The organism is Deltaproteobacteria bacterium, from assembly GCA_040223695.1.
In the GTDB taxonomy this organism is placed as follows: domain Bacteria; phylum Desulfobacterota_D; class UBA1144; order Nemesobacterales; family UBA2774; genus JAVKFU01.
In genome coordinates this window covers 386,351-412,388 of the sequence record JAVKFU010000018.1, presented here as the reverse complement: position 1 = coordinate 412,388, position 26,038 = coordinate 386,351, and the positions used below count along the sequence as shown (strand labels likewise).

General features: G+C 49.6%; 24 protein-coding genes and 2 tRNA genes. 12 read left to right on the top strand and 14 right to left on the bottom strand.

What is annotated here, in order from left to right; all coding sequences use genetic code 11:
- Positions 1-34: 34 nt before the first annotated feature.
- From RIG61_10900 to RIG61_10890, 3 genes are read left to right on the top strand one after another with little or no spacing between them, the layout of a single operon-like run.
- Positions 35-3,094, top strand: a complete 3,060-nt coding sequence (locus RIG61_10900) for a DUF4175 family protein (GenBank protein ID MEQ9619667.1) — start codon at positions 35-37, stop codon at positions 3,092-3,094.
- On the top strand, positions 3,091-4,713 hold the full coding sequence (locus RIG61_10895; GenBank protein MEQ9619666.1) for a tetratricopeptide repeat protein: 1,623 nt from the start codon (positions 3,091-3,093) through the stop codon (positions 4,711-4,713). The genes RIG61_10900 and RIG61_10895 overlap by 4 nt, the downstream gene beginning before the upstream one ends.
- Entirely contained in the window at positions 4,703-5,731 is a 1,029-nt protein-coding gene (locus tag RIG61_10890) for a MoxR family ATPase (protein ID MEQ9619665.1), read from the top strand. The genes RIG61_10895 and RIG61_10890 overlap by 11 nt, the downstream gene beginning before the upstream one ends.
- On the opposite strand, the gene RIG61_10885 is transcribed toward RIG61_10890, so the two are convergent.
- The 3 genes from RIG61_10885 to RIG61_10875 form a co-directional block, all read right to left on the bottom strand.
- The gene (locus RIG61_10885; protein ID MEQ9619664.1) at positions 5,673-7,256 is read right to left on the bottom strand and encodes an NADH-quinone oxidoreductase subunit M; all 1,584 of its coding nucleotides are present in this window, start codon (positions 7,254-7,256) and stop codon (positions 5,673-5,675) included. The genes RIG61_10890 and RIG61_10885 overlap by 59 nt on opposite strands.
- Before the next feature lie 171 nt (positions 7,257-7,427).
- Positions 7,428-7,619, bottom strand: coding sequence for a hypothetical protein (locus RIG61_10880; protein MEQ9619663.1), 192 nt, complete (start codon positions 7,617-7,619; stop codon positions 7,428-7,430).
- 97 nt (positions 7,620-7,716) lie between these two features.
- Entirely contained in the window at positions 7,717-8,148 is a 432-nt protein-coding gene (locus RIG61_10875; GenBank protein MEQ9619662.1) for a Fur family transcriptional regulator, read from the bottom strand.
- A gap of 359 nt (positions 8,149-8,507) precedes the next feature.
- On the opposite strand from RIG61_10875, the gene RIG61_10870 reads away from it, so the two are divergent.
- The 5 genes from RIG61_10870 (at position 8,508) to RIG61_10850 (ending at position 11,982) form a co-directional block, all read left to right on the top strand.
- Entirely contained in the window at positions 8,508-8,912 is a 405-nt protein-coding gene (locus tag RIG61_10870) for a metal-sulfur cluster assembly factor (protein ID MEQ9619661.1), read from the top strand.
- A gap of 20 nt (positions 8,913-8,932) precedes the next feature.
- Complete coding sequence (locus RIG61_10865) at positions 8,933-9,994, top strand: Mrp/NBP35 family ATP-binding protein (protein ID MEQ9619660.1); 1,062 nt, start codon at positions 8,933-8,935, stop codon at positions 9,992-9,994.
- A 105-nt stretch (positions 9,995-10,099) separates the two neighbouring features.
- Positions 10,100-10,552 carry an Hsp20/alpha crystallin family protein gene (locus RIG61_10860; protein ID MEQ9619659.1) on the top strand — a complete coding sequence of 151 codons (453 nt, stop codon included), beginning with the start codon at positions 10,100-10,102 and terminating at the stop codon, positions 10,550-10,552.
- Between the two features lie 68 nt (positions 10,553-10,620).
- Positions 10,621-11,610: a DnaJ C-terminal domain-containing protein gene (locus RIG61_10855; protein MEQ9619658.1), complete on the top strand. Its 990-nt coding sequence runs from the start codon at positions 10,621-10,623 to the stop codon at positions 11,608-11,610.
- Positions 11,611-11,703: 93 nt separating this feature from the next.
- Positions 11,704-11,982 (top strand): DUF1844 domain-containing protein, encoded by a 279-nt coding sequence (locus tag RIG61_10850; protein ID MEQ9619657.1) that lies wholly within the window; start codon positions 11,704-11,706, stop codon positions 11,980-11,982.
- A 27-nt stretch (positions 11,983-12,009) separates the two neighbouring features.
- Here the strand turns inward: RIG61_10850 and RIG61_10845 are convergent, their stop codons facing one another.
- Positions 12,010-12,735 carry a CpsB/CapC family capsule biosynthesis tyrosine phosphatase gene (locus tag RIG61_10845; GenBank protein MEQ9619656.1) on the bottom strand — a complete coding sequence of 242 codons (726 nt, stop codon included), beginning with the start codon at positions 12,733-12,735 and terminating at the stop codon, positions 12,010-12,012.
- 213 nt (positions 12,736-12,948) lie between these two features.
- Here RIG61_10845 and rfaE1 point away from each other — a divergent pair, with 213 nt between their 5' ends.
- Complete coding sequence (rfaE1, locus tag RIG61_10840; protein MEQ9619655.1) at positions 12,949-14,412, top strand: D-glycero-beta-D-manno-heptose-7-phosphate kinase; 1,464 nt, start codon at positions 12,949-12,951, stop codon at positions 14,410-14,412.
- A gap of 72 nt (positions 14,413-14,484) precedes the next feature.
- On the opposite strand, the gene RIG61_10835 is transcribed toward rfaE1, so the two are convergent.
- From RIG61_10835 to RIG61_10800, 8 genes are all read right to left on the bottom strand, one after another.
- Positions 14,485-15,225, bottom strand: a complete 741-nt coding sequence (locus tag RIG61_10835; GenBank protein ID MEQ9619654.1) for a tetratricopeptide repeat protein — start codon at positions 15,223-15,225, stop codon at positions 14,485-14,487.
- Positions 15,226-15,253: 28 nt separating this feature from the next.
- Complete coding sequence (locus tag RIG61_10830; protein ID MEQ9619653.1) at positions 15,254-16,156, bottom strand: PfkB family carbohydrate kinase; 903 nt, start codon at positions 16,154-16,156, stop codon at positions 15,254-15,256.
- Positions 16,156-17,013, bottom strand: a complete 858-nt coding sequence (gene mtnP / locus RIG61_10825; GenBank protein MEQ9619652.1) for an S-methyl-5'-thioadenosine phosphorylase — start codon at positions 17,011-17,013, stop codon at positions 16,156-16,158. The genes RIG61_10830 and mtnP overlap by 1 nt, the downstream gene beginning before the upstream one ends.
- Before the next feature lie 69 nt (positions 17,014-17,082).
- Positions 17,083-18,045, bottom strand: a complete 963-nt coding sequence (locus RIG61_10820) for an ornithine cyclodeaminase family protein (GenBank protein ID MEQ9619651.1) — start codon at positions 18,043-18,045, stop codon at positions 17,083-17,085.
- Between the two features lie 159 nt (positions 18,046-18,204).
- The gene (gene rsmG / locus RIG61_10815) at positions 18,205-18,867 is read right to left on the bottom strand and encodes a 16S rRNA (guanine(527)-N(7))-methyltransferase RsmG (protein ID MEQ9619650.1); all 663 of its coding nucleotides are present in this window, start codon (positions 18,865-18,867) and stop codon (positions 18,205-18,207) included.
- A complete protein-coding gene (locus tag RIG61_10810) occupies positions 18,864-19,673 on the bottom strand; it encodes a thermonuclease family protein (GenBank protein ID MEQ9619649.1) in 810 nt (269 codons plus the stop codon). Before RIG61_10810 ends, rsmG begins: the two co-directional genes overlap by 4 nt.
- A 50-nt stretch (positions 19,674-19,723) precedes the next feature.
- A complete protein-coding gene (locus RIG61_10805) occupies positions 19,724-20,533 on the bottom strand; it encodes a tRNA (adenine-N1)-methyltransferase (protein MEQ9619648.1) in 810 nt (269 codons plus the stop codon).
- Positions 20,534-20,567: 34 nt separating this feature from the next.
- Entirely contained in the window at positions 20,568-21,725 is a 1,158-nt protein-coding gene (locus RIG61_10800) for an MFS transporter (GenBank protein MEQ9619647.1), read from the bottom strand.
- Between the two features lie 132 nt (positions 21,726-21,857).
- On the opposite strand from RIG61_10800, the gene RIG61_10795 reads away from it, so the two are divergent.
- Positions 21,858-21,930: transfer RNA gene (locus tag RIG61_10795), tRNA-Lys, on the top strand.
- Positions 21,931-21,941: 11 nt separating this feature from the next.
- Positions 21,942-22,016 (top strand) — tRNA-Glu (locus tag RIG61_10790).
- Between the two features lie 202 nt (positions 22,017-22,218).
- Here RIG61_10790 and RIG61_10785 read toward each other — a convergent pair.
- Both RIG61_10785 and pckA read right to left on the bottom strand, forming a co-directional pair.
- On the bottom strand, positions 22,219-22,773 hold the full coding sequence (locus RIG61_10785) for a hydrolase (GenBank protein ID MEQ9619646.1): 555 nt from the start codon (positions 22,771-22,773) through the stop codon (positions 22,219-22,221).
- Positions 22,774-23,371: 598 nt separating this feature from the next.
- Positions 23,372-24,925: a phosphoenolpyruvate carboxykinase (ATP) gene (gene pckA / locus RIG61_10780; GenBank protein ID MEQ9619645.1), complete on the bottom strand. Its 1,554-nt coding sequence runs from the start codon at positions 24,923-24,925 to the stop codon at positions 23,372-23,374.
- Between the two features lie 570 nt (positions 24,926-25,495).
- Between pckA and RIG61_10775 the strand changes: the two genes are divergently transcribed.
- Positions 25,496-25,987, top strand: a complete 492-nt coding sequence (locus tag RIG61_10775; GenBank protein ID MEQ9619644.1) for a CarD family transcriptional regulator — start codon at positions 25,496-25,498, stop codon at positions 25,985-25,987.
- Positions 25,988-26,038 lie beyond the last annotated feature (51 nt).

The window sequence follows — 26,038 nt, the reverse complement described above, 5'->3', positions numbered from 1 at the left end:
TATGCAGGGATGTGTGAGGTAACCTTTTAGATGCATGAGAAGTGCCGATTCCAGGAAAAGACTAGAGTCGATTATAGAGGGTCTTCAGCGAAAGAGATTTGAATTCCTCTTTCTGAGAGGCGCTTCACTTACGGCTCTTGCGTCAATATCGGCGCTAGGCGCAGTTTGCCTCCTTTCATTTATTAGTAGCAATTCGTATTATTACCTGGCTCTTAAGTTACTGGCGGTATCGATTTTCGCTCTTGCTTCATACAGATTCATTTTTATACCCCTTGTCAAAAAGAAAGATTCGGACGAAATTCTGCGCGAGCTTGACAACAGCTCGCCAGGTCTGGGTGAGGCCACGTTAAACGCTTCGGAGTTAAACGCCTCGGCAGGAGACAGAACAAGACTCAGAGGCACATCGGAATCCCTTGCTTCGGCCTATATCACGGAAGTTGCCGCGAAACTCGCCTCAGTGGACATATCCTCTATTTTCCCAGTAAGGAGTCTAAAGAGATACGCGCCCCCACTGATCGGTGCTGCAATCATTACGTCGACTCTCCTCATATTCGCTCCGCCGAACTTTTTATCCTACCTATTCAGTGCTGAAATCAATCCGTCAGCATCCCCCCGGGCACTCAAGCTAGCCGATATAGAGATAAAACTGACCTATCCCGGTTATACGGGGATGACGCCCGAGTCGATCAAAGGGAGCACAGGGGACATAAAAGCGCTCAAGGGAACGCGCGTCAGGTTTGAAGGAAAGCCCCTGGGACCGTTTAAAAGCGGCAGTCTGGTTACGGAAAGCGGCGCGTCATATCCCGTCAACAAAATTGACGGGAAAATATCGGCCGAATTCACAGTACTTGAGAGCGGGAGTTACGAAATAGTCGAAGCCGATGGGCGGAGAACGGATAAAATCAAGATAACCGTAGTTAACGACAAAGAACCCGCGGTAAGCATTACAAGCAGTCAAGGTAATGAGATTGATGCCGGCACGGACGGCAGGGTAGAAATTTTTTATGAATCCGAAGACGACTTCGGACTTTCAGAATTGAAGCTCACCTGGGAAACCGAAGCAGGCAGGCAAGGCAAATTGATAGGAAAGCCCGAAGAAGCGCCCCGGAGTTATAAGGACCTCTATACATTCGACCTGGCAGGCGTTGATCCAGGAAAGGGAGAAACCGTGAAGCTCCGCGTCGAAGCATACGATAACGATACGGTCTCGGGCCCGAAACCGGGCATTTCCAACGCTATAACCGTTAAGCTCACAGACGCCCGGCAAAAACACAGAGAGCTCATGAATTATACAGAGCTTTTAATGGAAGAGCTTATCGACCTCCTGGCGGACGAAATAGAAGTTTCGACCAGCTTCCCAAACTCGGTTTCAAGCCATGACGGAGAGAGCGGAAAAGGTTCCGCTCAAAAGCCGCTGTCACTCGATTCGCTGAACTTGGAGGAATTACTTGACACTCAGCACCGGCTCACTACAGCGATCGAAAACGCGTCGGTCATTTTGAACAAGGCTCTTCAAACCATGATGGATGATGACTATTCCGAATACGCCTTCTTCGTAGGGCTTTCCAACATGGACATGAGAATTGACCAACTGATAGAGCAAAGACGGGAACTGCTCGGTTCCTTCGCAACAGTGGATCTGCCGAGGCTCGGCAGGCTGATGCATAGGGAGATAACCGAGTTTGAGGATGACATTCTCTTTTTGGACTCGATGATAAAGGGCGAGAAGTTAAGAGATTCGCTTCTTTCCGGCAAAGAGATGCTGGACCGGTACGCGGAACTGTCCGAGCTGATGAAAGAACTGAATACGACTCAAGATGAAAATCTCAAAGCGGAGATTAGGCAAAAGCTCGATGAGCTGAGAAGACTTATGTCCGAGCTCGCTCAGAAGATGAGCGCGATGAGCGGCGAGATACAGGAGGGATTTCTCAACAGGGACGCCTTTAAATCAATGGACATGCAACAGAAGCTGAGCGAGATTATGGACCAGATCGAGAACGGCAACACAGAGCAGGCCATGCGGATGCTGTCCGAGCTTCAGGACAGCATGCGGAACATGATGGCTTCGCTCGAAAGCGGCCTCCAGTCATTCACCATGTCGTCGATGTCGGAGGATATGTCCAAAGTGAGCGAACTCCTTTCCAGAATCGAGGGACTTGAACGGGAGGAAGCCTCTCTCAAGGGCCGGACTGAAAATTTGAAGGAGACGTTTCTTGAGAACCCCGGCACGACGGGCGATAATATCCGCGCCTTCATCGATAAACAGAAGGTTAAGGTCGCGGAGATCAAAAAAAACCTGTCGCGAGCCAAATCGACAGTATCCGAACAGGACATGCGGGAAGATACCCCCGACGGATCCTACCTGCTCGATAACCTCATTAAAAAGACGGATGAGCTGAAGAACTGGCTTGACGCAATGGACATCAAAGAATCCCGGAAGATTGCCAGAAACCTCGAAGAGACCTCAAGAGGCCTCGTCGAACTCGGGGATGCCGGAGTCGGGAACTTAAGGAAAAGCCGGCGCGAAATAGCAAACTCCGCCGAACTTGCGGGGGAAATTCGTGAGGACCTCGACCGTTTCATACGCTCGGGAGAAAATGAGCCTCAGTCCGAGGAGATTGCCCGGAGGCAGGAAGATATAAGAGAGGAGACCGGGGAGTTGTCGGGCGATACCGAGAGCCTTGCGGGAGAAATTTTGCTCAGCCCCGGGATAGGCGAAAAAATAAGCGAGGCTGAGGGCCATATGGGCAAGGCGTCCGAGAGTCTGGACGGAAATGAATTATCGAAAGCGATATCGAATCAGGACGAAGCGATAAAATCGCTCCGTCAGGCCAGAGAGGAGGCCGAGGGGCTTCTGCAGGAAATGCAGGCCAGCGCGAGAGGCAGCGGCTCCCCCGTACCTATGATCATAGGACAAAAACAGCGCAGCAGCGGAACCCGGGGAGTTGATACGAGATACATGGAGATACCCGCTGCCCGGGAATCCGAGATAGGGAAGGAGTTTAAGGAGAGAATACTTGAAGCAATGAAGGGCGGCTCCCCCGAGGGCTACAGCGAACTTAACAGGAAATACTACGACAGGATAATAAAATGATTTCGAGAATATTCTTAATCAAATTACTGATAATTCTTCTGATGCCGATTACGGTTTCGGTTGCGGCTGTGAAGAAAGGGTCACCCGACCTCCCCTCTTTACTTCTGAACGCTGAGAACGATATAAAAAAATGGAAGGTGGCCGAGGCCTCCGGTAAAGCGGACGAGGCGCTTGCGGATGCGGCGACTGAAGAGGAAAAGCTCCAGGCATATTACGTCAAGTCCATAGTGGAATTCTACAAGGGAGATTACGCGAAGGCCGGTGAATTTGCCCAGAAGGTACTGAGCACGGCCACTGATGAAGACAGGGAAAAAAGTTTCGTTAATTTTATAGCCAGGGCTTCTGAAAAGAGTCCCCGGTTCTCGGAGGTAAAATCCGAGCACTTCATAATCAGATACGCACACCCGAAGGATTTCATAATTGCGGATTACGGAAAGGATGTACTCGAAAAATCCCGCTTCGAGATTGGACTCGATCTGGAGACATATCCCGCGGAACCGGTAATTGTGGAAATATATCCCGATCTGGAAAGCTTCACCCTGGCATCCACACTCCCTCCTGAGAACGTGGAGACCACGGGCGTGGTAGGTATATGCAAATTCAACCGTATAATGGTCCTCTCTCCGAGGCTGCTGCCGAGGGGTTATCCGTGGGCAGACACCCTTGCGCACGAATACACCCACTATCTCGTTTTTCTCAAGAGCGAGAACACGGTGCCCGTATGGCTCCATGAGGGAATCGCGAAGTTTCAGGAGGAGAGATGGAGAGAGAAGAAAAGAGACGTTCTCAGTCCTTTCTATGAAACTATACTTGCCGAGGCCCTGAAAAAAGACGAACTCGTGCCTGTAGAGAAGATGCACCCGTCGCTGGCCATGCTCGACAGCGCGCGGGAGGCGCAACTGGCGTTCGCCCAAGCGGGTACCAATATCAGCTACCTCGTGGAAAGATGGGGCAACGAGGGTCTGGTGAATCTGCTTGAGTCCATGAAAGAAAGCGATGATTTTAAAGTCGCTTTACAAAAAGTAACCGGAATGGAATTCGCCGACTATTACGCGTCCTGGAAAGCCGACCTTGAAGGCAAGGGGCTTAGCGAAAAAATTCCCGGCGTTAAAGTAAAGGGCGTCAGGATAAGAGACAACAACGAGGAATCTTCAGACGGAAGCGAAGATCTCGTAGATATCGACAACCGCAAGGCGCGGGATCACGCCAGGCTCGGAGACCTGCTCAGGACGAGGGGAAGACTCCGCTCGGCCTCGTACGAGTACGAAAAAGCGCTCGGTTATGACCCGGGCTCGCCCCTTATATCCACAAGGCTCGCGTCCGCCCTCCACGGCTCGGGTGAGCCGGACAAGGCGCTCGGGATATTGACGCCCCTTCTGAATTTTTATCCCGACCAGATACAAATCCACATGATCCTCGGAAGAATATACCTGGAAAAGGAAAATATAAAGAAGGCGGAAGATTCTTATATGAAAGCAATCAGCATTAACCCCTTCGACCCGGAAATACACAGTGTTCTCGCGTCTATTTATGAGAAAGAAGGACGTACGGAAGACGCTCTCAGAGCAAGAAAGGCACTCAATATACTTTTAAGCGAGGAACCGCAGCATGAACAGTGAATTCGAAAATAGAGAAGACGTGGAGGCGGTAAAAGAGCTTTCCGCAATCAGAAGCGAAATAGTAAAGGAAATAGGAAAGGTAATAGTCGGGCAGGAAAAGGTAATCGAGCTCCTCCTCATATCACTCATGTCCTCAGGCCACTCGCTTTTCGTCGGAGTCCCCGGGCTTGCGAAGACTCTTCTTGTAAGCACCCTGTCCGAAGTCCTGAATCTCAAATTCAACAGGGTCCAGTTCACGCCCGATCTTATGCCTTCCGACATCACAGGCTCGGAAGTCCTGGAAAAGGACCCGGACACTGAAAAACGGTTTTTCAGATTCATACACGGCCCCATATTCTGCAATATTCTCCTTGCGGACGAGATAAACAGGGCATCCCCCAAAACCCAGGCGGCGCTGCTTCAGGCTATGCAGGAGAAGAAAGTGACCGTTGGCGGTGAGACCTACCCCATAGCTTTTCCCTTCCTGGTATTCGCGACCCAGAACCCCATAGAGCAGGAGGGCACGTATCCCCTTCCGGAGGCCGAGCTGGACAGGTTTATGTTTCAGATAGATGTTGCCTACCCGAGCTATGAAGAAGAGGTCGAGATAGTAAAAACCACGACAGGCACATATAATCCGGAGCTGAGAAAAATACTGGACTCTCAGAAAATACTCGAATACCAGCAGCTGGTGCACCGGGTGCCCGTTTCGGACACGGTGGCCGCCTACGCCGTAAGGGTCGCCAGGGCTACCAGACCCGACGACCCGGCAACGCCCGAATCGGTCAGGCAGGGAGTCTCGTGGGGCGTCGGGCCCAGGGCCTCTCAGTACCTGATTCTCGGAAGCAAGGCCCGTGCGGTCCTTCAGGGAAGATTCACGCCCTCCACCGAGGACGTAAAGGCAATAGCCCCCGCCGTGCTCAAACACAGAGTAGTACTGAACTTCCGCGCCGAAGCGGAAGGGGTGAGGCAGGACGATATTATTCAGGAGATTCTGGATAAGACAGACCCTCGCGAGAATCCTCGTCTTCAAGTTTAATCACGACTGCGGTACTGGGAAACTTTGACTCGAGCAGCGCCTGCACCGAAGGCTCCATCTTGGAAAGGAATGGCTTCGGGTAAATCCCCATAACGAACATCATTATGGCAATCGGAAGAAGCACGAATATCTCTCTCGCGTTTATATCCTTGAGCACCTTGTTCGCGGCCTTGTCAAGCGGCCCGAACATGACTTTTTGATATGCCCATAGCATGTAAACCGCGCCCAGTATGATCCCGGTCGCCCCGAGAGCCGCGTAAATATAGTTGAACTCGAAAGCCCCGAGCAGTATGAGGAATTCACCCACGAACCCGTTTAGGAGCGGAAGCCCGATAGAGGAGAGTGTTGCTAGCATGAAAAACGCCGCGAAAATGGGCATCACCTTCGCTATACCGCCGAACTCGGCGATCTTCTTCGTATGCCGCCTCTCGTATATCATTCCCACGATGAGGAAGAGCGCCCCTGTGGACAGACCGTGGTTAACCATCTGATAGATGCCGCCCTGGACACCCTGTATGTTGAGCACGAATACTCCCAGCATCACCATACCGAGGTGGCTCACGCTCGAGTAAGCGACGAGCTTCTTGAGGTCTTTCTGGGCGAACGCCACGAAGGCGCCGTAAATAATTCCGATAATCGCTATAGCTATCAGCACTGGCAGATACTTCTCCGTAGCCTGCGGGAAGAAAGGCATTAAAAAACGTACAAAACCGTACGTCCCCATCTTAAGCAGCACTCCCGCGAGAATTACGCTCCCTGCGGTAGGGGCCTCCACGTGCGCGTCCGGAAGCCACGTATGGAACGGGAACATCGGCACCTTGATCGCGAACGCGAGGAAAAACGCAAGGAACGCCAGCCCCTGCGGGCTAAATATGCCCGAGAACGGAATACTCAGCTTATAGAAATCAAGGACGTCCATCGAGGGCGCGCCGAACTGCTGGACATGAAGAAAAAATAGGTAAAAGATCGCTATAAGCATGAGCGCGCTTCCGAAAGCGGTGTAGAGGAAAAATTTAACCGCAGCGTATATCCTTCTCTCCGTACCCCAGATGCCGATTATGAAGTACATCGGTATCAGCACGGCTTCCCAGAATACAAAGAACAGGATCATATCGAGCGCTACGAACGTCCCGATAAGCGCTGTCTCCAGAAGGAGCATCAGTATCAGAAACTCCCTTACGCCCTTATGTATGGAACGCCAGGAGCTCAATATAGTGATGGGCATCATGAAAGTCGTAAGCAGCACTAAAAGCAGGCTTATCCCGTCAACCCCGACGTGATAGCTCACGCCCAGGCTCTCTATCCAGGGGATTTTCGTCACGAACTGCATCCCGGCGAACCCGGACTCGAATGATGTGAATAGAGGGATCGAAAGCAGGAATACTATAGTCGATACGATAAGCGCGCCGATCTTCATCGGCTCTTCCGAGTCTTTGTAAAAGTAGGAAAGGAGAACGACGAGCGGAATCCCTATCAGAGGGGAAAATATAATCAGTGACAGATTGCCGCCCAGCATCGATTCCATTTAAGATTGATTCCTCAGATAGAAAGTGTAGAAGTCAAAAATAACGGGACTAAATATACTTGAGGGATAGGATGTTTCAAGAATGAAAGACCACGTATGGAGAATTATCCGCGTGGCTCAAAGACTCCGTGCTCCGCCTTTACAGATTGCGGACATACGTCCATACCGATTTTATGAAAACCTGCCGTATTTACCAACAAACTCTTCGACTTCGGATTCCGTTGCAATATCTCCCCGGCGGGCGGCTTCCACCCCTTTCTCAATATGGGCGAGCTGCCACTCGAGAAGTCCAACTTCATGCTCGAGGCGTTTTTGCTTATCTATCACTGTTGTAAAAGTAACCTTGTTTGAACTTTGTGGCATACTAAGCTCCTGTATGTTCTCTGATAACATACTATCTCAGAATATATTATTTTGCAGATTTTCTAAAGAGTGAGCCCACGTTGACTTCTAACTCAGCTCACCCACACTCCCCGCATACGCCGTGCAGGTACAACTGTGTTGAATCGACTCTCATATTACCGAGGGGGGATTTGTCGTTGTCGATGTCATAGTTGAAGTCTTTCAGATAGAGATCAACGACCTTGCCGCACTCATTACAGACGAAGTGATGGTGTTCGTCGAGGTTAGTGTCGTACTTCACCGAAGCCCCGCCCAGGTCCAGATGCGTAAGCAAGCCCGCGTCAACCATCTGCTCCATATTCCTGTAAACGGTAGCGGGCGAGAGCATGGGGTACTGAACCTTGGCCTTCGTATATATCTCGTCCACGGTCATATGGCGGTTCGACTCCGCGAGGATATTGAATATAACCATCCTCTGGGGAGTAAGCTTGAGTCCCTTTTCTCTTGACTTCGAAAGGAATTTTTCCAGCTTTAAGGCGCTCTCATTCATATATAAATATGATACCACCAGGTAAGACCCTTGTAAATGCAACATTATTCTAAATAGGACTTATTATCAATTAATATTTTTTATCAGTCTATAGCGTTCAATATCTAGCTAAAAAAGGCGGGCTGACGTTTAATTGTGCTGAATGTAAGTAACAGACGAAAAGACGGCCCGAATGCCGAAGGGTTTGACATCTCATAGGCACGGGTGTTAAATTGATGGCCGGTTCACGCAAGAGAGAGACCGGGGAAAATCTCCGGCGATTACCGTCGGCTCTCCTCATTCGGTATAATAAATAATTAACCAGTGCCAATTCGTATGTACGGGTGCTTAATAAAAACAGGGAGCGATAAATTATGGGTATGAAAAAGATAATCACTATAAAAAAGGATGCGCCTGAAGGTACAGGCGATAAAAACGTTTCATTCAAGAAATTCGACAAATCCGATAAAGAACACAAGAATGTTCAGCTCACTGAAGAGAACATCTACGAGGCGCTTAAGACGGTTTACGATCCGGAGATACCGGTCAGCATTGTTGACCTCGGGCTTATTTATGATGTGAAAATTTCTTCGGGTAATAACGTCAACATCAAAATGTCGCTTACCACGCCGGGATGCGGGATGGGAGCGATGATCGCGAACCAGGCGGAAACGGCGGTAAGGGACATAGGCGCGAACAACGTCCTCGTGGAAGTAGTCTGGGATCCGCCATGGAACCCGGATATGATTTCCGATGAAGCCAAAGAGAAGCTGGGCATCACCTAGATAAGGAGACCTGATACAACATGGAGCTTAACCCTGACGGTATCCGGAACGTGCTCAAGAATGTAAAGTACCCCGGATTCACAAGAGATATAGTATCATTCGGCATAGTAAAAGACATAAAAATTGAAGGTAACAACGTTCAGGTTTCGCTGATTCTTCCCAAACCCGACAAAAAACTTGAATCCGAAATAAGCGATTCGGTAAGGAACAGCATACTGGAGACCCCGGGCGTCGATAACGTGGACGTGCGTATATCCGCGAGACAGCCGAAAGCCGCTGCGGGACAGGGACAGGCCAAGGCCGCCCCTTCTCCGAAGCTTCCCGATATCAAGTACTACATAGCCGTTGCGAGCGGCAAAGGAGGGGTGGGAAAATCAACCGTGGCCGTTAATCTGGCAGTCGCGATGGCCAGGAAGCGAGATAAGGTCGGCCTGATGGACGCGGACATATGGGGACCGAGCACTCCCACTATGCTGGGCATAAAAGACCGCCCTCACGCAACCGAGGAAAATAAAATCATTCCCCTCAAGAAATACGGACTCGAGCTCATGTCCATAGGGTTTCTCGTCAACGAGGACGAAACCGTAATCTGGCGCGGCCCCATGGTGCACGGAGCTATAAAACAGTTTATCGAGGACGTGGAGTGGAAGGAAACAGACTATCTTGTTATAGACCTCCCCCCCGGCACCGGAGACGCCCAGCTTTCGCTCGTTCAGACGGCGCCCCTGAGCGGGGGCCTTATTGTTACTACGCCCCAGGAAGTAGCGCTTATAGACGTAAAAAGGGGCATACAGATGTTCAGAAAGCTAAACGTCCCGATACTCGGCATCGTTGAGAATATGAGTTACCTCGAATCCCCCGAAGGGGGAGAGCCCATCGACATATTCGGCAGAGGAGGCGGGAGGAGAATGGCCGAGAAATTCGAAGTCCCGTTCCTGGGAGAGATACCCATCGACCCCCGGATAAGAAAAGGCGGGGACTCGGGCGTTCCGATAGTCGAATCCCACCCTGAGAGCAAAGCCGGAAAGGCGTTTCTGGACCTTGCCGACATCGTGCTCGAATCAATAGAAAATCCCCAGTAACCTGGGGCTCTTACACGGCTTAAAACCCCTCAAGCCATGTCTTGACTCAATCCATCCGATGATTATTTTAAAAACATAAACCAATACATCAAGGAGGGAGTTAAAATGAGAAATTTAAGAACTTTCGATCCTTCGAGAGATTTCGGTTCCCTTCAGGAGCGTATCAACAGGCTCTTTGACGATACTATGAGAGCATCGTCCGAAGGGGATGAGGAACTTATGAGAGGGGCTTGGGCCCCCGCCGTCGATATTCACGAAACCGATGACGGTTTCATGGTCACTGCTGATCTGCCGGGCGTAAAGAAGGAAGATATAGAGATCGACCTCAAAGACAGCACTCTCACAATAAAGGGTGAAAAGAAGTTCGAGGAGAAAGCCCCGAAGGAGAGTTACATCAGAATAGAGAGGTCTTACGGGAAATTCATCCGCAGCTTCTCGCTCCCGAACAATATTGACTCGGAGAAAATTAAAGCTACCTTTAAGAACGGGACGCTTGAGCTCAGCATTCCCAAGAAAGAAGAGGCTAAACCAAGGCAGATAACAATTGACGTAAAATAATATTCTGGCTATTCTGTCCTGAACACGTCAGTAAAGATCAGGGCGGAATAGCCCTTTTACAAGAATAAATGGCGACTACCACAAAAGACTATTACAAGATCCTCGGCATCTCCAAGAACGCCACAAAAGATGAGATAAAAAAGGCTTACCGCAGCCTTGCTCGTAAATACCATCCTGACCTCAATCCGGACAACAAGGAGGCCGAGGAAAAATTCAAAGAGGTGCAGGAAGCGCACGAGGTTCTGTCCAACGAAGAGAAAAGGAAGACCTACGACATGTTCGGGAGCGCGGAGTTCAGGCCCGGCGGAAGAACCACATGGAGACGCGCGGGCGCGGAGCAGGGAGGATTCGAGTACAGCTATAGCGCCAATGACTTCCCGGGGTTTGAAGATATTTTCAAGGATATTTTCGGATTTGCGAGCGAAGGGAGAGCCGGCAAAAGCAGGGGAGACGCGTTCCGTGACATACTCAATTACGCCGCTGAAAGGACTTCTCGCGGCAGGGATCTCGAGTCCGAGATAGAGATAGACTTCAACACCGCGATCAGGGGTGGCGTCAGGGACATATCCATCAGCAGGCAGAGAAGAAATAATATCGATACGGAAAAACTTTCGGTCAAGATACCGGCGGGGGTCGATACCGGATCGCGTATCAGGGTTCAGGGAAAGGGCGAGGCCGGAAGCGGAGCCAAGGGGGGGGACCTATATCTCAGAATAAAGGTAAAGCCCCACCCCATATTCAGGAGAAAGGGAGATGATATCCACCTGGAAGTCCCCGTTACTTTCTATGAAGCCGCTTTGGGCAAGAACATAGAAATCCCCACGGTTGACGGACGCGCCGAAATTACAATACCGGCAGGCGTGCAGAACGGCACAAAACTCAGACTCAAGGGCAAGGGCGTTCCTAACCTGAAAACCAAAGCGCGGGGAGACCAGTACGTGGAAGTTAAGATTGTAATGCCCGACAAGATAAACGAAAGCGATCGTAAAAGATACGAAGACCTGGCTAAATCGCATCCATACAACCCGAGGGCGAAATTCAGCAGATATATGGGCTGAGTTCGGAAGCTAACGCTTCAATACATCCCGGTGACCGCGACCGGCAACCGTAAGTAAACGATTGGAATTATTAAATCATGGAGGAGAAGAAAAATGAGCGACGAACAGAAACCCAAAGGGTCGGGAGCATTCACTATGGATTTCTCGGCCTTTATCCTTTCGCTAAACGCCTCATCCCTGATCCATTTGGGAGAGATCCCCGATCCTCAGTCAAGGGAGAGAAGCGTCAATATCCCCGCCGCCAAACACACTATTGAGATACTCGAGATTTTAAAAGAGAAGACAGTGGGCAACCTGGACGAAGACGAAGACAAACTTCTCGATGACATACTATACAATCTCAGGCTGAAATATCTGCAGTATTCGAAATAACAATATCGGGATAGAACTGAGCAAACGTTATTTATCTGCCGCCCGGTTTCCGTTTATGACCTTGTAGCTATTAGTAATTATCTCAGTAGTTTTCTCGGCTCCTATCTCCTTCTCCAGAACCGCAAGACCCCTTGACACTACAGGGCTCCTGTGTTTTACGGAATGGGCGTCTGAGGACACGAAATGAACCGCGCCCAGATTGGCGAACTCTATGGCGCACCTCCTGGCAGAATCGCCGAAATTCCCGCACAGACTCCCGGCGGTCACCTGCACCATAGGGCCTAAATTAACAAGCTCGATTATCCTCTTTGGCGTCGCCTGGAATTCCCTGTTTCTCTCGGGGTGTGCGAGCACCGTTTTTTTACCCATCGATTCGAGGCCGAAAATCACCTCCTCTATTCCGAGCGGAAGGGAATAAAAGGGAATCTCTATCAGAACGAAGTCTCCCTCCGCGAGCGGCAGCACCTCCCCAGAAGACACAACTCTCGCAAGATCGGCGATAATTCCTATCTCCATTCCCGGATACACCCTGAAATCCATGCCGAGCTCCCCAATCCGGGCATTCATCTCCTCAACCAGTATCCTCACAGTATCGGCGCTCGGCTGCCAGTTAGTACCCTGTATCCAGTGGGGAGTTGTAACCGCCCCGGTAATACCGTCCCCCGAAGCGATTCTAACCATTTCCAGACTCTCGTCCCAGCTCTTGGGACCGTCATCGATGTTGGGAAGAAGGTGGCAGTGTATATCAATCATCGCATTAATTATATATAACTATCCGGTGCCGTAAACCGCTTTAATTTACACAAAATCTTAATTCAATTATAATTGTTGTGTGATCACACAGAGACCGGGACGCTCCTGGGTTGCTTGTATTTGGAGGCACATTGCAAAAACACCACGTTGCCAATATCAAAGGAGAGCCGTCTCGCCCGGTTCAATTAGCCTGCGCATTTAAAGGTAAATATAATGCGTGTTGACGAAATATTAAATCGTTTTAAAAATCAGAAAATCCTGGTCGTTGGGGATATCATGCTTGACCGTTACGTGCTGGGCGGAGTGGAGAGGATATCTCCCGAAGGGCCGGTCCCGGTTTTAAAAGTCAGGGAGGAGATCGAGACCCCGGGAGGCGCAGGGAATGTGGCCCTCAATTTGAGGACCCTGGGCGCTTCAGTCGAGCTCGTCGGCACTGTGGGTAAAGATAGAGAGGGCAAAGAGCTCATTGAGGCGCTGGCGCATAACGGGATCAGAACCGGCGGAATCGTTCGGGATAAAACAAAACCCACTACGAGCAAAACAAGACTTATCGCCGGAAACCAGCAAATCGCGCGTATCGACAAGGAAACGAACACATCGGTATCTATGAGTGTGGAAAAAACGCTTATAGACGCAATAAAAAGCTCCGTGAACAATTTTAAACCCAAAGCGATAATAATTTCAGATTACGCAAAAGGGGTGGTGACCGAGAATGTCGCTTCCAAAACGATGAAGCTCGCGAAGGAAGCCGGTATTTTTATAACTGTCGATCCCAAAGGAGATAATTTCACCAAATACTCAGGCGCAAGCGCAATCACTCCCAACGAGAAAGAAGCCGGGGCCGCCTCCGGTGTTAAAATTGTTGACGAGGAGTCGCTCAAGGAGGCAGCTAATACGCTCATACGGATTACCGAGGCGGATTTCGTGCTGGTAACGAGAGGGAAAGAAGGCATAAGTTATTTCTCCAAAAAGGGCGACGCCGGAACAATCCCCTCGCAGGCTGTCGAGGTATTCGACGTCACCGGGGCCGGCGATACGGTCGTAAGCGTTTTCACCCTCTCCTTCATCTCATCGTACCTGCTCGAAGAGTCCGCCGGCATAGCAAACGCAGCGGCCGGAATAGTCGTAAGCCGCATAGGGGCGGCAAGCATCTCTGTGAGCGATCTTACGGCGCATTTCCTGAAGGAAGCCGAGAAGGAAAGGTCGAAAATATACAAGCGCAAAGAGCTTTCCGGAGTTCTCTCCGGCCTTAGAGCGAAAGGGAAAAAAGTTATATTCACGAACGGCTGCTTCGATCTCTTTCACACAGGTCATCTCAAGCTATTGAGAGAGGCGCGGAAGCTCGGGGACTCGCTTGTCGTAGCTATTAACAGTGATGATTCCGTAAAAAGGCTCAAAGGCGAAGGCCGTCCTTACATATCCGAGACCGACAGGGCGAATCTGCTTACCGCTATTGACTGCGTGGATTTTCTGGCCGTATTCGAAGAGGATACCCCGCTTGAGATCATAAAAGAGCTCAAGCCCGACGTAATCGTAAAAGGCGGCGATTACTCGCCCGAAGAAGTAGTCGGCAAAGAGTTTATCGAGAACCGTGGAGGCGAGGTCAAAATTATTCCCCTTATCGACGGCATTTCCACATCTTCTCTGGCGGAAAGGATAAAAAACAGCGGAGAGTAAATTTCTAAATGCGCTCGGGCATGAGACGTCGAGAGAAAAATCCCGACCAAGACCGCTCTAAATCTCGGCCCTTCACTGACATACGGAATTCAGGTAACGGTTGGAATTCACACCGAATTCGGATGCGGGAGCGATTTCAACGACCTTCCTGAAAGACTCGCAGGCATTGTAATTATCATCTGTCTTCAGGTAAGCAAGTCCGAGATTGTAGTAGGCTTCCTCGTAAGCATTATACCCCGAAATAGCCTGCTGAAACTCAAATATCGCCTCCCCGTACCTCCCCGTGGCCATATAAAGCTTCCCGATCTCGTTATGAGCATAGACAAACGCGGGATTGATCTCAAGAGCCTTATCGTAATTTTCCCTTGCCCTCGTCATGTCTCCTTTATTGAAGTAAGCAAGTCCGATATTAGTGTATGCGTTCGCCCTGGCCTTATAGGTCGGATCCGCTACGACCTCGGAGCACTCGGCTATGACGCCGTCGAAATTGTTTTGCTCGAGATAAAGGCCGCAAAGATTAAAGTGGGCGGGCGTATAGTTCGGATTCAGCCCGATCGCCTGTTTATAAAACTGCTCCGCCTTCGCGTAATCCCTAAGCCCGAAGAATATAGCACCTTTAATGGCATAAACCTCGGGGTCCTTGTCATTGATCTTCTCAGCTTCGTTTATCTCCTTTAAAGCCTGCTGAAAATTTCCCCGCCATGATGAAGCGGCAGCGAGCGCCTTTTGATTAGTGAATTCTTCTTCTTTGTCCATGGCGAATTCGCTATTTTTACTTCCGCCGCCACAGGAAAGAAGGAGTACAAAAATCATAATTGAGCTTAAGAATATATTTTTCATTTTAGTCCAGTTTTGAGAGCTGCAGAAACGCGGTAAATCTTTGGTCAATCTCCGCAGGCTTCAACCGGGAGATTCTTCTCACACTGTAATTCTCAACAGTAAAAGAAGCGGCCACACTTCCGTAAACCACCGCTGTTTTAAAGCCGGTATGATCCATAATGTCGTTACCCGCGATAAAACCCATGAATCCCCCCGCAAAAGTGTCTCCCGCTCCTGTAGGGTCTATTACTTCTTCGAGCGGATAACTCGGAGCCCAGAATATGCCGTCATCCGAGAACATGAGAGCGCCGTACTCCCCCCTTTTGACGATCAGCACTTTAGGCCCCATATCGCGGACAACCCGCGCCGCCTGTGTAATCCTCGGCTCCCCGGCAAGAGCCCTCGTTTCCGAATCGTTAAGCATGAGTATATCTACGTGCTTGAGCACCTTTTTAAGCTCGTCCGGCTTGTTGCTTATCCAGTAATTCATCGTATCACAGGCGACAAGCTTTGGATCATTCACCTGATTTAGCACGCTTAATTGTAGCTCGGGATCTATATTCGCAAGAAACACGTACTCCATATTACGGTAGCTTTCGGGAATAACCGGGTTGAAGTTCTCGAATACGTTAAGGTACGTTCCGAGCGTCTCGGGATCGCCCAGATCGTAACCATACCTTCCCTCCCATCTGAAGGTGTCCCCCGACTCCCTCTTTACCCCCTCAAGCTTTATTCCCTTTGACCTGAATAGTTCGAGATGCTCCTCTGGGAAATCTTCCCCGACTACCGCCACAACGGATACGTCCGTAAACATGCTGGCCGCGAGAGAAAAATAGGAGGCCGACCCACCAAGCACGTTTTCCTCCTTTCCGAACGGGGTTTCGATAGTATCAAGCGCCATGGATCCGACAACGAGCAGTTTCATTAGATGTACCTCTCTATAAGTATTCCGAGCCTCTGTTTTACTTCCTCCGAGATGGCGTCTCTGGAAGTGATGATTGCGTTTTCAAGCGCGTTCCGGCAATGACAATCCCTAGATTCACTGATCTGCGGCAAAACTTTGGCAATGACCTTCTTTGCAAGCTCAACGTTTCTTGTAAGGGTTTCGATTATATCATCGACAGTTACGTTCTCATGATGCTCATGCCAGCAATCATAGTCAGTCGATAATGCAAGAGTAGAATAGCAAATCTCGGCTTCACGCGCAAGCTTGGCCTCGGGCATATTCGTCATGCCTATTACGTCCACTCCCCATTTCCTGTATATGTTGCTTTCGGCCCGCGAAGAGAACTGCGGCCCTTCCATACATATATATGAAGCGTCTTTATGCACTGTGGCGCCCGCGTCTACAGAAGATTGGTAGAGCGCCCCGGCTAAATCCGGACAAACAGGGTCTGCCATCGAGACATGCGCGGCAATACCGTCCCCGAAGAATGTTGAGATCCTGGACTTCGTATGATCGTAGAACTGGGAGGGTATTACGATATGACCGGGCTCAATCTCCTCTTTCATGCTTCCGACAGCGCTCACCGATATGATTCGATCGACCCCGAGCTTTTTCATCGCGAAGATATTTGCCCTGTAATTGATTTCAGAAGGCGTAAGCTTATGCCCCCTTCCGTGCCTGGGTAGAAATATGAGCTTTGCGTCACCCAGATTCCCCACACTAAAATCATCTGAAGGTTTGCCCCAGGGGGTATCCACGCTTACGGTAGTGACGCCGGTCAAACCCTCCAGGGCATAAAGTCCGCTCCCCCCTATTATTCCCACTGTTTTCATAATATCCTCTTTTACGTGATTTTGAACTGAATTAGATTTGTGGCTTTCCCATCAATATAAACTTCGAATTATTTATAAAGAAGGTATATCGAGTTTACTGCCGATGCCGGCGCCGGTTGCGATCTTATAGATATGAGCAGCCACCGCAATATCCTCGACCGCTATGCCCAGAGATTTAAATAACGTAATGTCATCCTCCGACTCCCTGCCCTTTGCCTTACCGGCAACTATATCCCCTAACTCCAGGAGGTCAGACCACTGAAGCCTGCCCTTTCCGACGAGCGGCATAAACTCCCCGGCCTCGATGCGGCACTGCTCGACCGACTCGACAGCTATCACATTCGAGCGCATCACGGCCCTTCCGTCAATCTCCCTTTTGAACAAAAAATTTCCGCCGATCGCATTCATATGCATCCCGCTCGTTAGCCATTCTCCCTTGAAAACAGGCTCGAACGACGAAGTGGAGGTGATGACACAACCGACATCAGCGATAGCATCCTCCGGCCTTTCCACCGGGACAACCTCAACGCCCAGTCGCTTCTCCATATCCCCGCTGAAAGCCTCTCTATTCTCGGTATTACGGCTGTAAACATTTATCCTCTTCACGCTTCTGACGGCGCAAACCCCGAGCAACTGCCCCTGAGCCTGCCACCCCGAGCCGTATATGCCTACGCTGTTCAGATCCTCTCTCGCCATATACCTGGTCGCAACAGCGGAAACGGCTCCGGTACGCATCATTCCCATATAATTTCCGTCCATTATCGATAGTAGCTCGCCCGTTTCTATATCATGAAGAAAAACCCTGAACTTGAGCCCCCCCTTGTAGGATGAGTAGGCCTTATAGCCCATTACCCCTAGATGGGGAAGAGCTCCGGCAAGGTAGTGCAGCATACTGTTCTGGGTCCTGATCCTCTGCCTGGGATGGTTAATGATATTCTTTAATCCCTGCTGCCTGAATGTCTCTTCGAGGACTGTTACGGCGTCTTTCATTGTAAGAATCTGCCTTACATCGTCCTCTCCCAGAAATAAGACCATCGAATCCTCCATTCGGTATAATGCAGAAGCCTAAGATTTTAACATTTAAGAACAACTCTTTAAAGAAGCGCACACTCTTGAAAGGCTCGCGGCAAATTAAGGCCGCGCCTATCACCCGCTCATAAAGTATTATTAGCGCAATTCTTCCACGATACAACTTTAATCAGTCCCTGCGTCCAAAGGCTCGATCGCAAAGATAACCCTCGTCTGTCCGCCGTAAGGAAGTTTCAGCGTCTTACATTCGGCAATTCTGAATCTTTTTTTTATTCCCTCGTCCGCCGTTTCCAGTTCTTTCTCCCCCCTCCTGCCCCTCATTAGGACAATCTTTCCTCCCGTAGCCAGATAGGGCGCGCTCAAGTCAAGCATATCGGAAAGCCCTCCGACCGCCCTCGATATGACGCAGTCGAAGCTTTCTCTCTTTATACCGTTATCCTCATCCTCCGCCCTGCCCCACACGGCGGCGGTCTCCCGGAGCCGGAGCTCCCTGATCAGTTCTTTAATGAAAACAACCTTCTTCTGCACCGAATCAATAAGCGTCAGCCGTACTCCGCGGTATACGATTTTGACCGGTATACCGGGGAATCCCGCGCCCGACCCTATATCGAGCACTCTCGATCCGGGCTCTATAAAAGATGAGGCCGAGATTGAATCAAGAAAGTGTGAAATAATGATATCTTTCTCATCCTTGAGACCGGTCAGGTTTACTTTCCTGTTCCAGAGCTTGATCATGTCGAGGTAACGCATAAAAAGCCGTGTCTCCTCCTCCGTGAGCTCAATCCCCAGCTCCAAAGCGCCCCGTGTAAGCATTTCCTCGCTTCTCATTCTACCACCCTGATCAGCATCGGATGATCGACTATCATTCCGGGGGTCCCTCTGTACATCCTGACCCTGCCCGTAACCTCCACCCGTCTCCCCTTATAATAGATCCCGGGATCAATGCCGAAGAACTTGAAATTGCCCCAATCGTCTGAAAATATCACTATATCGAAGCTGTCCTCTATGCTAATCACAGTAGCCTTCTCCGATTTTTTTGCTCCCGTAACCAGCCCCGAGACCAGCACTCTCTTCCCCTCGTACCGTGGAGCGTTCTGAATATCTATCGTGAAATCGAGGTTCCCCGGCGGCGTGTCAAAAGAATTCAACTCGCTCCACATTCCCTTCCTCAATCTACGGGCCTCTTCGGTTGCTTCGTAAATCAAATCCGAGTACCTGCCGTTAGGCTCTATGATGAGAGGAATCGCAAGCCCGCCACGTAGGATTTCCAAGTTCACGAAAAGGCTGTCTGCATAAACATAAGCAAGAAGTCTCCCGTAAACGTCGTACTTCTCTTTATCGAACTCAAGTCTGACCCGCTTCCCCTCCACAAGCGCGGCGTTGAAGTCGCGAGCCTCCTCGGAGAGCGGATCCCCGGGGGAGTCCTGAACAGCTATTTCCGGGCTGTCCAGACCTAGATATCTGACTCTGGAATTCTTTTCGTCGTCTATTATCACGGTATCGCCGTCAACAACTTCGACAACCCTGAAAGAGACCCCGTCACCTTTCCCGTCGTCCTCACCGGAAAAGAAATAAAATCCGAGGGCGAGGGCAATAAAAATCAATACTACTATTGGGTCTCTTCCCGGCTTCATTGTGTTTACAGGCTAATGGTAAGTTTGTAATTCAAGGCAATCATTGCACTTTACTCAGCGTCCGTATCCGTCAAGTTCCCCGGCAAAGGACTCTTTATGAGCGCTTTTCTGCCGAAAGTCAGGAATCCCGTATGGCTTACCATACGGTCAACCGGCCTCGTTTTACCGGTGCTGACCCTGATATACCGGACCAGCACCTCCAGAGTCTCGATGAAAACGAAGCCTTCTTCCATGAGAGTCTCGACGCACTTCTCAACCTGATTGTATGTCGGCGACAGGCTCGCTATCCGCCCGCCGCCTCTAAGCGCCCTTGCGGCTGAAGGGATACCGTGCCAGGGCGAGGGCAGGTCCAGAATCACTACATCCACTTCTTTCTCATCGAAACCTTCCTGAGCTTCCCGCAGTTTGAACTCGACAAATTCCGAATATCCGGCGTTCTCAATATTCCTCCCGGCGTTCTCCAGGAACTTTTCGCTCCTGTCGTATGTGAAGACTTTTCCGTCAGGCGCCACGGCGGTCGCGAGTGCAATCGTAAGCGCACCCGAGCCTGAGCCACACTCTATAACCCTCATTCCGTTCTTGATACCGGTTTTAAGCAGAATGAGGCCGGCATCCTTAGGATAAATTATCTGCGTAAAACGCCTGACCTTCATCATCTTATCCTCTACAGTCGGCTCGAGGAGTAGAAACGGATGCTCAAGGTTTGAGTATATCGTCCCGCCATAATCCAGTCCTATGGCGTCTCCCAGATTTATCTCACCCAGATGGGTGCCCATGCGCTTTCCTTCATCCACTGTTACGAGAAATGTCTTTTCATCAGGGGATATTACGAGAACGGAATCACCGCGTTTTATACTCATTTATTCGCTAGACTAAATAATAATCCTCCTGTTTTCAAGAAACCCTGTCCGATTCGAGAGAGGTAAACAGCAGAAACCCCAGAAACACCGCGCAGCCCGCTACAAGGTACATTCCCTCGTACCCGTAATCCCTGGCAATTACGCCGAAAGGGAAGGCGAGAAAATTTATCCCCATGCTGTAGCTCGCGTTGAAAGCCCCCATGGCTTTCCCCCTTTCGTCGGGTCCCGCTTTATCTATGACAAGTGCGCTCAGGGTCGGATACAGGAATCCGTAGCCGAAGCTGAAAATAAATGATATGAGCACAGCCGTGAAGGCGGAATCAACGAAATACATCGAGGCGAGTGATAGCGAGACCACGAGCAGACCCGGAGAAGCTATTATCTTCCTGCCCCACGTGTCGGATATCCTCCCGCCGAATATCCTCACCGCGGTTACCGTAACGGTATATGTGAGGAAGAAATAATAGGCGTGGAGCTCCTTGGACCTGAAAAACGCCGCAATGAAGTTGAGCACGGCTCCGAGCCCGCCCGCCAGTATGAGATTTGAGATAAGAAGAAGCGAATATTTTCGGGACGAAATGAGACGAAAGAAACCGAATCCGTAAGGGTCTGAAGAGTGCTCGAATTGACCGTCCCTCATAAAAACCGTAAGCACCACGGCAATGAGGCTGAAAAATGACGTATAGAGGAAAAACGAATGAAAACCGAACAGCTCAATTACAAACTCCCCGAGAGAAGGCCCTATCGCATAGGAAGCTATGGTGAATGCGCTGAATATTCCGAGGCCCTCGGCTCTCCTTGCAGGGGGAACATAATCCGCGACGAAAGTCCCCGCTGCGGTAAAGGAGAACGCAAAAGATATTCCCTGAATCAACCGGAGCGCGTATATAAAAGGTGATAGACCGGATATCAGGGTATAGGAGAGCGAAGCCAGGAACATTACCGCGTATCCGAGCAGCATGAAGCGCCTTCTGCCGTATTTATCAACGAAAAATACCACAAATGGTATGGCCCCGAGAGAAGTGATGCCGAATGAGCCCATTATATAGCCGATTTGAGCCTCATCCCCTCCGAGGCTCTTTATATATAAGGGAAGCAGGAAAAAGGAAGAGAAGTTGCAGAAAAAGAAGAAATTCGAAGCTGTGGCGAGCGTGAAATTCCTGAGCTGGGTTTTAGTAAATCCGGAAACCATGATTGTTTCTTGAAAATCGGGCTAAAAGCGCTTAGATTAGTAGCGGTAGGCTTTAAACGCCGCGAGGAAGAAATAATACACTCTTTCTTTGACAATGTGTAATGGCGTGATATATTTTACGCCTTCAAAACTGAGCCGTTAGCTCAGTTGGTAGAGCAACTGCCTTTTAAGCAGTGGGTCACAGGTTCGAATCCTGTACGGCTCAATTCAGACCCAGTCCCCATCGTCTAGCCTGGCCCAGGACATCGGCCTTTCACGCCGAAAACAGGGGTTCAAATCCCCTTGGGGACGCGCTAACCTTCCTAAGTATAGTGACAATATTGCAATCAGCCAATGGCGTCCGGCTGCTCACTTGCTCACCGCCGTTCCCTTGGGAACGCGCTAACCTTCCTAAGTAAATTGACAGAAATTGTATTCAGCAGGGGCGTCCCGTTTATTTCGGTTTCTGATGGACGAGTAAATTTTCACATCCATAACAAGCAAGTGTGTAAGCTTACCTCACAAGCCTCGATATCTGTTTGAATTCGTCTGTGCCTGCGCGCTCGAGAAGCTGGAAAAGGAAAGCCTCGGTGGTGCCCACGACGGCGCCCGCTCTTTCCATCAGCTCAATACCTTTCCGCCAGTCGAGCTCTTTTCTCGATACTACAGCATCGGCGGGCACATATACGCCGTACCCTTCATTTACGAGGTCGATAGCCGTCTGGAGGACACATACATGCGTTTCTACCCCGGCCAGAAGAACGGAGCTCCTTCCGAGGTCATTTAAAGCGGATTTGAATTCCTCGACCCTCGCGCAGCTGAAAACGACTTTCTCTATCGGATTGAACCCGTCTCCTACCGATTCCTTTATATCCTCGATTGTAGGGCCGAGCCCTTTGGGGTACTGCTCAGTGATGTTAACCGGCATATCAAGAATGCGCGCGGACTCAAGCAGTATCTTCACATTTTTAACCGCGCTGCTGCTGTTTATTTCAGGCATCGCCGACATCAGCCTTTCCTGCATATCCACCACTACGAGCGATGTATCTTCCCTTTTTAGAAAATCCATTATCTGTCTCCTTCCAGAAGGTAGCTGGTCTTCTAACCATATTACTACGCATCGCGCTATTTATAAAGTGCCGCAGTAACAGGACGTAAAAACGGTCTGAAGAACGAACGCCGGCAATCCGAGGCACGAGTCGGGCAGAATGAAACAGACACGGAAAAATTCCGACATAATAGTTCAGAATCAAATTTCCGACACACACGTTGTGTGTCTCTACAATTTCTCCGAAACTCCTGCGAATACCTTCAGTGGGTGCTGTCTGCTCATCCTGGGCGCACACGAAGTGTGCAGTCGAAGGGCGGTTTCTCCGAATTCCTGCTTCTCATCCACTGTAGGAGCGGCATCCCAGCTGCGAATAAAAGAAGTCATTGCAAAGACGATTTCGAGCGAGCAACGATTGCAAATGAGCCTCCATCGTTAATCCTGAATCGTGCATCTTTTTTCATTTCAACCCGCTCGTCCTGAGTCCAATCGAAGGACGCTATCCTTTTATAAACAATACAATATGGCCCTCTCAGGAAACACACGGAATCTTTTCAGGAAACACGCTAATTGTGTGTGTTTCTTTTTATCAAGAAAAAGAAAATATTCGCTTTTCTTTTCAGCTTTTATGCCTGGCGAACTCTTCCTCGAATTTAGCGGCAAGCCCCTTCGCCTTTTCATCGTAAGAGTCAGGGTCGTCCCAGCTCTTTCTCGGCTCGAGCAGCTTACTGTCCACTCCGGGGCACGATTCGGGAACCATGAGCCCGAATATGGGCACCTCTTTAAAAGATACTTTATCAAGCTCGCCGCTTACAGCTGCGGTCACGAGCGCTCGTGTCTGCGGGAGTGGCATCCTTTTCCCCGTCCCGTAAGGACCACCTGTTACTCCGGTATTGAGGAGCCAGACGCTGGCGCCGCTCTCCTCCAGCTTCTTTTTCAGCATATCTGCGTAAAAAAGCGGCGGTCTCGGTAGAAACGGAGAGCCGAAACAGGAGCTAAATGTCGCCTGCGGCTCGCTCACTCCCCTTTCGGTCCCGGCCACCTTCGCCGTGTAGCCGAGCGTGAAGTAATACATAGCCTGCTCCGGCGTGAGCTTCGAGATAGGCGGCAGTACGCCGAACGCGTCGTACGTAAGCATAAATATAGTTTTCGGAACGCCGCCCACCCCCTCCGGAACTATGTTTTTAAGAAAGTCGATCTGATAAGCGCTCCTCGTATTCTCGGTATGCTTGTCGCTGTCAAAATCAATCTTGCGAGACTCCGAATCCACCTCAACGTTCTCGAGAACACTACCGAAATGTAAAGACGCGTCGTAAATTTCGGGCTCGGTTTCAGGGTTCAGCTTTATCACCTTGGCGTAGCATCCTCCTTCGAAGTTAAATACGCCGTTATCGAACCACCCGTGCTCGTCGTCTCCAATGAGCGCGCGGTCTGGGTCAGCCGAGAGCGTCGTCTTGCCCGTACCCGAAAGACCGAAGAAAAGCGAGACATCACCGCCTGCACCTATGTTCGCCGAACAGTGCATGGGGAAAACCCCCTCTCTCGGAAGAAGAAAATTAAGCGCTGAGAATACGGATTTCTTCATCTCCCCTGCGTAGTGCGTCCCGCCGATTATTGCCATGCGCTTTTCAAAATTAAGAACGATAAAGGCCCCGCTCTTGGTGCCGTCCGTTTCAGGGTCGGCTTTAAGTCCCGGCGCGGCTATAACCGTAAAACCTACCGACTTGTGCGGAAGCTCTTCGGGTCGGGGTCGTATAAATAGGTTGTTTACAAAAACATTATGCCAGGCGAATTCGTTTATCACGCGGACGGGCATACGGTACTCAGGATGCGCGCACACGTACAAATCCCTTACAAACAGATCTTTGCCTTCGTAATATTGGAGAATTTTATTGTAGAGCGAATCAAATTGCTCGGGCTTGATCGGTTTATTTACACTACCCCAATCAATTTCACTTTCAGTACCGGGCTCTTTTACGATAAATCTGTCCTGAGGCGACCGTCCTGTATGAGGGGCGGTATATGCGACCAGAGTCCCCGCTTCGGCAATCTCTCCTTCGCCCCTTCTTACAAACTCTTCATAGAGCGCGGGTATGGAAAGATTATAGTAGATTTTTCCGGGATTCTTTATTCCGTACTGTCGCTGAAGTTCGTTTTCGGTTAGCTGCTGCACTTAAAATTACCTCCGTTGTTCTCTGCATCCACCTTATATTGGAAAAAGATATGAATACTATCTCAACATCAACCCGATTTCAAGCATACCGGTGTTTATCAAGACAGGCCCAGCGGCGCTACAGTCTTCGAGTTACTATAACCCTGTTCGCCTAAACCATTAAGTATAATTCTTCTTTGGCAAAAAAGCCCATAATTAGCGGATCATTGAGGCATTGAACCATAAAGCTGCCGGGAAATACAGCAAAACGAATTGAAAAAAGATAATTTTAAGGTTAAAAAATATAATCCTACGTCGGATGATACCCATCCCTATTTCTATAAATTTTTAGCTCCTTAACAGAACAAAAGGGAACAATTCAAGAATATATATAAGCATAAATATATATGTTATATTTATTTAATATAGTTTTATCCGAAAACCGGACTACACTTCAAGACTCCGAAAGCGTGCTATCGGATTAAATCTGCTCCGGCGCATGTTAAATCGGTAGATTTGACCTTGGTCCCAAATTATGATAGATTTTAGTTTTCAGCGCCACCTGTAACAAAGGGGAGTCACAAAGAAAATATGTTTAAAGTAGGGAAAAAAGCTGTATATCCAGCTCACGGTGTTGTTCAGGTAAAGGCGGTAGAATCCAAAGAGATTTGTGGTACTACCAAAGACTTTTACATTCTTCAGGTTATCGACAGCGATGTCACCGTTATGGTCCCCACCGATAACGCCAAGTCCGTAGGATTAAGACCCGTAATTACTAAAAAGCAAATCAGCAGAATATACAACATACTTAAAGAAAAGGATAAAGAGTCAGGACAGCAAAACGGCAATCAAAGCTGGAATAAAAGATACCGCGAATACTCCGACAAGCTTAAGAGCGGGGATATATTCGAAGTCGCCAATGTGCTCAGAGATATCAATCTTTTGCAAAGAGGCAAAGACCTTTCCTTCGGCGAAAAGAGAATAATGGACTCGGCGCGAACACTCTTGGTTAAGGAAATTTCAATTGCCAAGAATCTGGGGGAAGACTCGGTAACAAAAGAAATCGAAAAACTTCTAGACTAAGAACCTGAATCTTTACCCTCCCTGGGTTATACTTTCTAACAACAGTCAACT

Excerpts from the sequence above, each read along its gene's own strand:
- rfaE1 (MEQ9619655.1), top strand. The coding sequence starts at position 12,949 with ATGCGTGTTGACGAAATATTAAATCGTTTTAAAAATCAGAAAATCCTG.
- RIG61_10900 (MEQ9619667.1), top strand. The coding sequence starts at position 35 with ATGAGAAGTGCCGATTCCAGGAAAAGACTAGAGTCGATTATAGAGGGT.
- RIG61_10785 (MEQ9619646.1), bottom strand. The coding sequence starts at position 22,773 with ATGGATTTTCTAAAAAGGGAAGATACATCGCTCGTAGTGGTGGATATG.
- RIG61_10880 (MEQ9619663.1), bottom strand. The coding sequence starts at position 7,619 with ATGCCACAAAGTTCAAACAAGGTTACTTTTACAACAGTGATAGATAAG.
- RIG61_10885 (MEQ9619664.1), bottom strand. The coding sequence starts at position 7,256 with ATGGAATCGATGCTGGGCGGCAATCTGTCACTGATTATATTTTCCCCT.
- RIG61_10865 (MEQ9619660.1), top strand. The coding sequence starts at position 8,933 with ATGGAGCTTAACCCTGACGGTATCCGGAACGTGCTCAAGAATGTAAAG.
- RIG61_10820 (MEQ9619651.1), bottom strand. The coding sequence starts at position 18,045 with ATGGTCTTATTTCTGGGAGAGGACGATGTAAGGCAGATTCTTACAATG.
- RIG61_10890 (MEQ9619665.1), top strand. The coding sequence starts at position 4,703 with ATGAACAGTGAATTCGAAAATAGAGAAGACGTGGAGGCGGTAAAAGAG.
- RIG61_10850 (MEQ9619657.1), top strand. The coding sequence starts at position 11,704 with ATGAGCGACGAACAGAAACCCAAAGGGTCGGGAGCATTCACTATGGAT.
- RIG61_10835 (MEQ9619654.1), bottom strand. The coding sequence starts at position 15,225 with ATGATTTTTGTACTCCTTCTTTCCTGTGGCGGCGGAAGTAAAAATAGC.
- rsmG (MEQ9619650.1), bottom strand. The coding sequence starts at position 18,867 with ATGAGAAGCGAGGAAATGCTTACACGGGGCGCTTTGGAGCTGGGGATT.
- RIG61_10800 (MEQ9619647.1), bottom strand. The coding sequence starts at position 21,725 with ATGGTTTCCGGATTTACTAAAACCCAGCTCAGGAATTTCACGCTCGCC.
- RIG61_10775 (MEQ9619644.1), top strand. The coding sequence starts at position 25,496 with ATGTTTAAAGTAGGGAAAAAAGCTGTATATCCAGCTCACGGTGTTGTT.
- RIG61_10855 (MEQ9619658.1), top strand. The coding sequence starts at position 10,621 with ATGGCGACTACCACAAAAGACTATTACAAGATCCTCGGCATCTCCAAG.
- RIG61_10810 (MEQ9619649.1), bottom strand. The coding sequence starts at position 19,673 with ATGAAGCCGGGAAGAGACCCAATAGTAGTATTGATTTTTATTGCCCTC.
- RIG61_10895 (MEQ9619666.1), top strand. The coding sequence starts at position 3,091 with ATGATTTCGAGAATATTCTTAATCAAATTACTGATAATTCTTCTGATG.
- RIG61_10875 (MEQ9619662.1), bottom strand. The coding sequence starts at position 8,148 with ATGAATGAGAGCGCCTTAAAGCTGGAAAAATTCCTTTCGAAGTCAAGA.
- RIG61_10830 (MEQ9619653.1), bottom strand. The coding sequence starts at position 16,156 with ATGAAACTGCTCGTTGTCGGATCCATGGCGCTTGATACTATCGAAACC.
- RIG61_10805 (MEQ9619648.1), bottom strand. The coding sequence starts at position 20,533 with ATGAGTATAAAACGCGGTGATTCCGTTCTCGTAATATCCCCTGATGAA.
- RIG61_10845 (MEQ9619656.1), bottom strand. The coding sequence starts at position 12,735 with ATGATTGATATACACTGCCACCTTCTTCCCAACATCGATGACGGTCCC.
- RIG61_10870 (MEQ9619661.1), top strand. The coding sequence starts at position 8,508 with ATGAAAAAGATAATCACTATAAAAAAGGATGCGCCTGAAGGTACAGGC.
- RIG61_10860 (MEQ9619659.1), top strand. The coding sequence starts at position 10,100 with ATGAGAAATTTAAGAACTTTCGATCCTTCGAGAGATTTCGGTTCCCTT.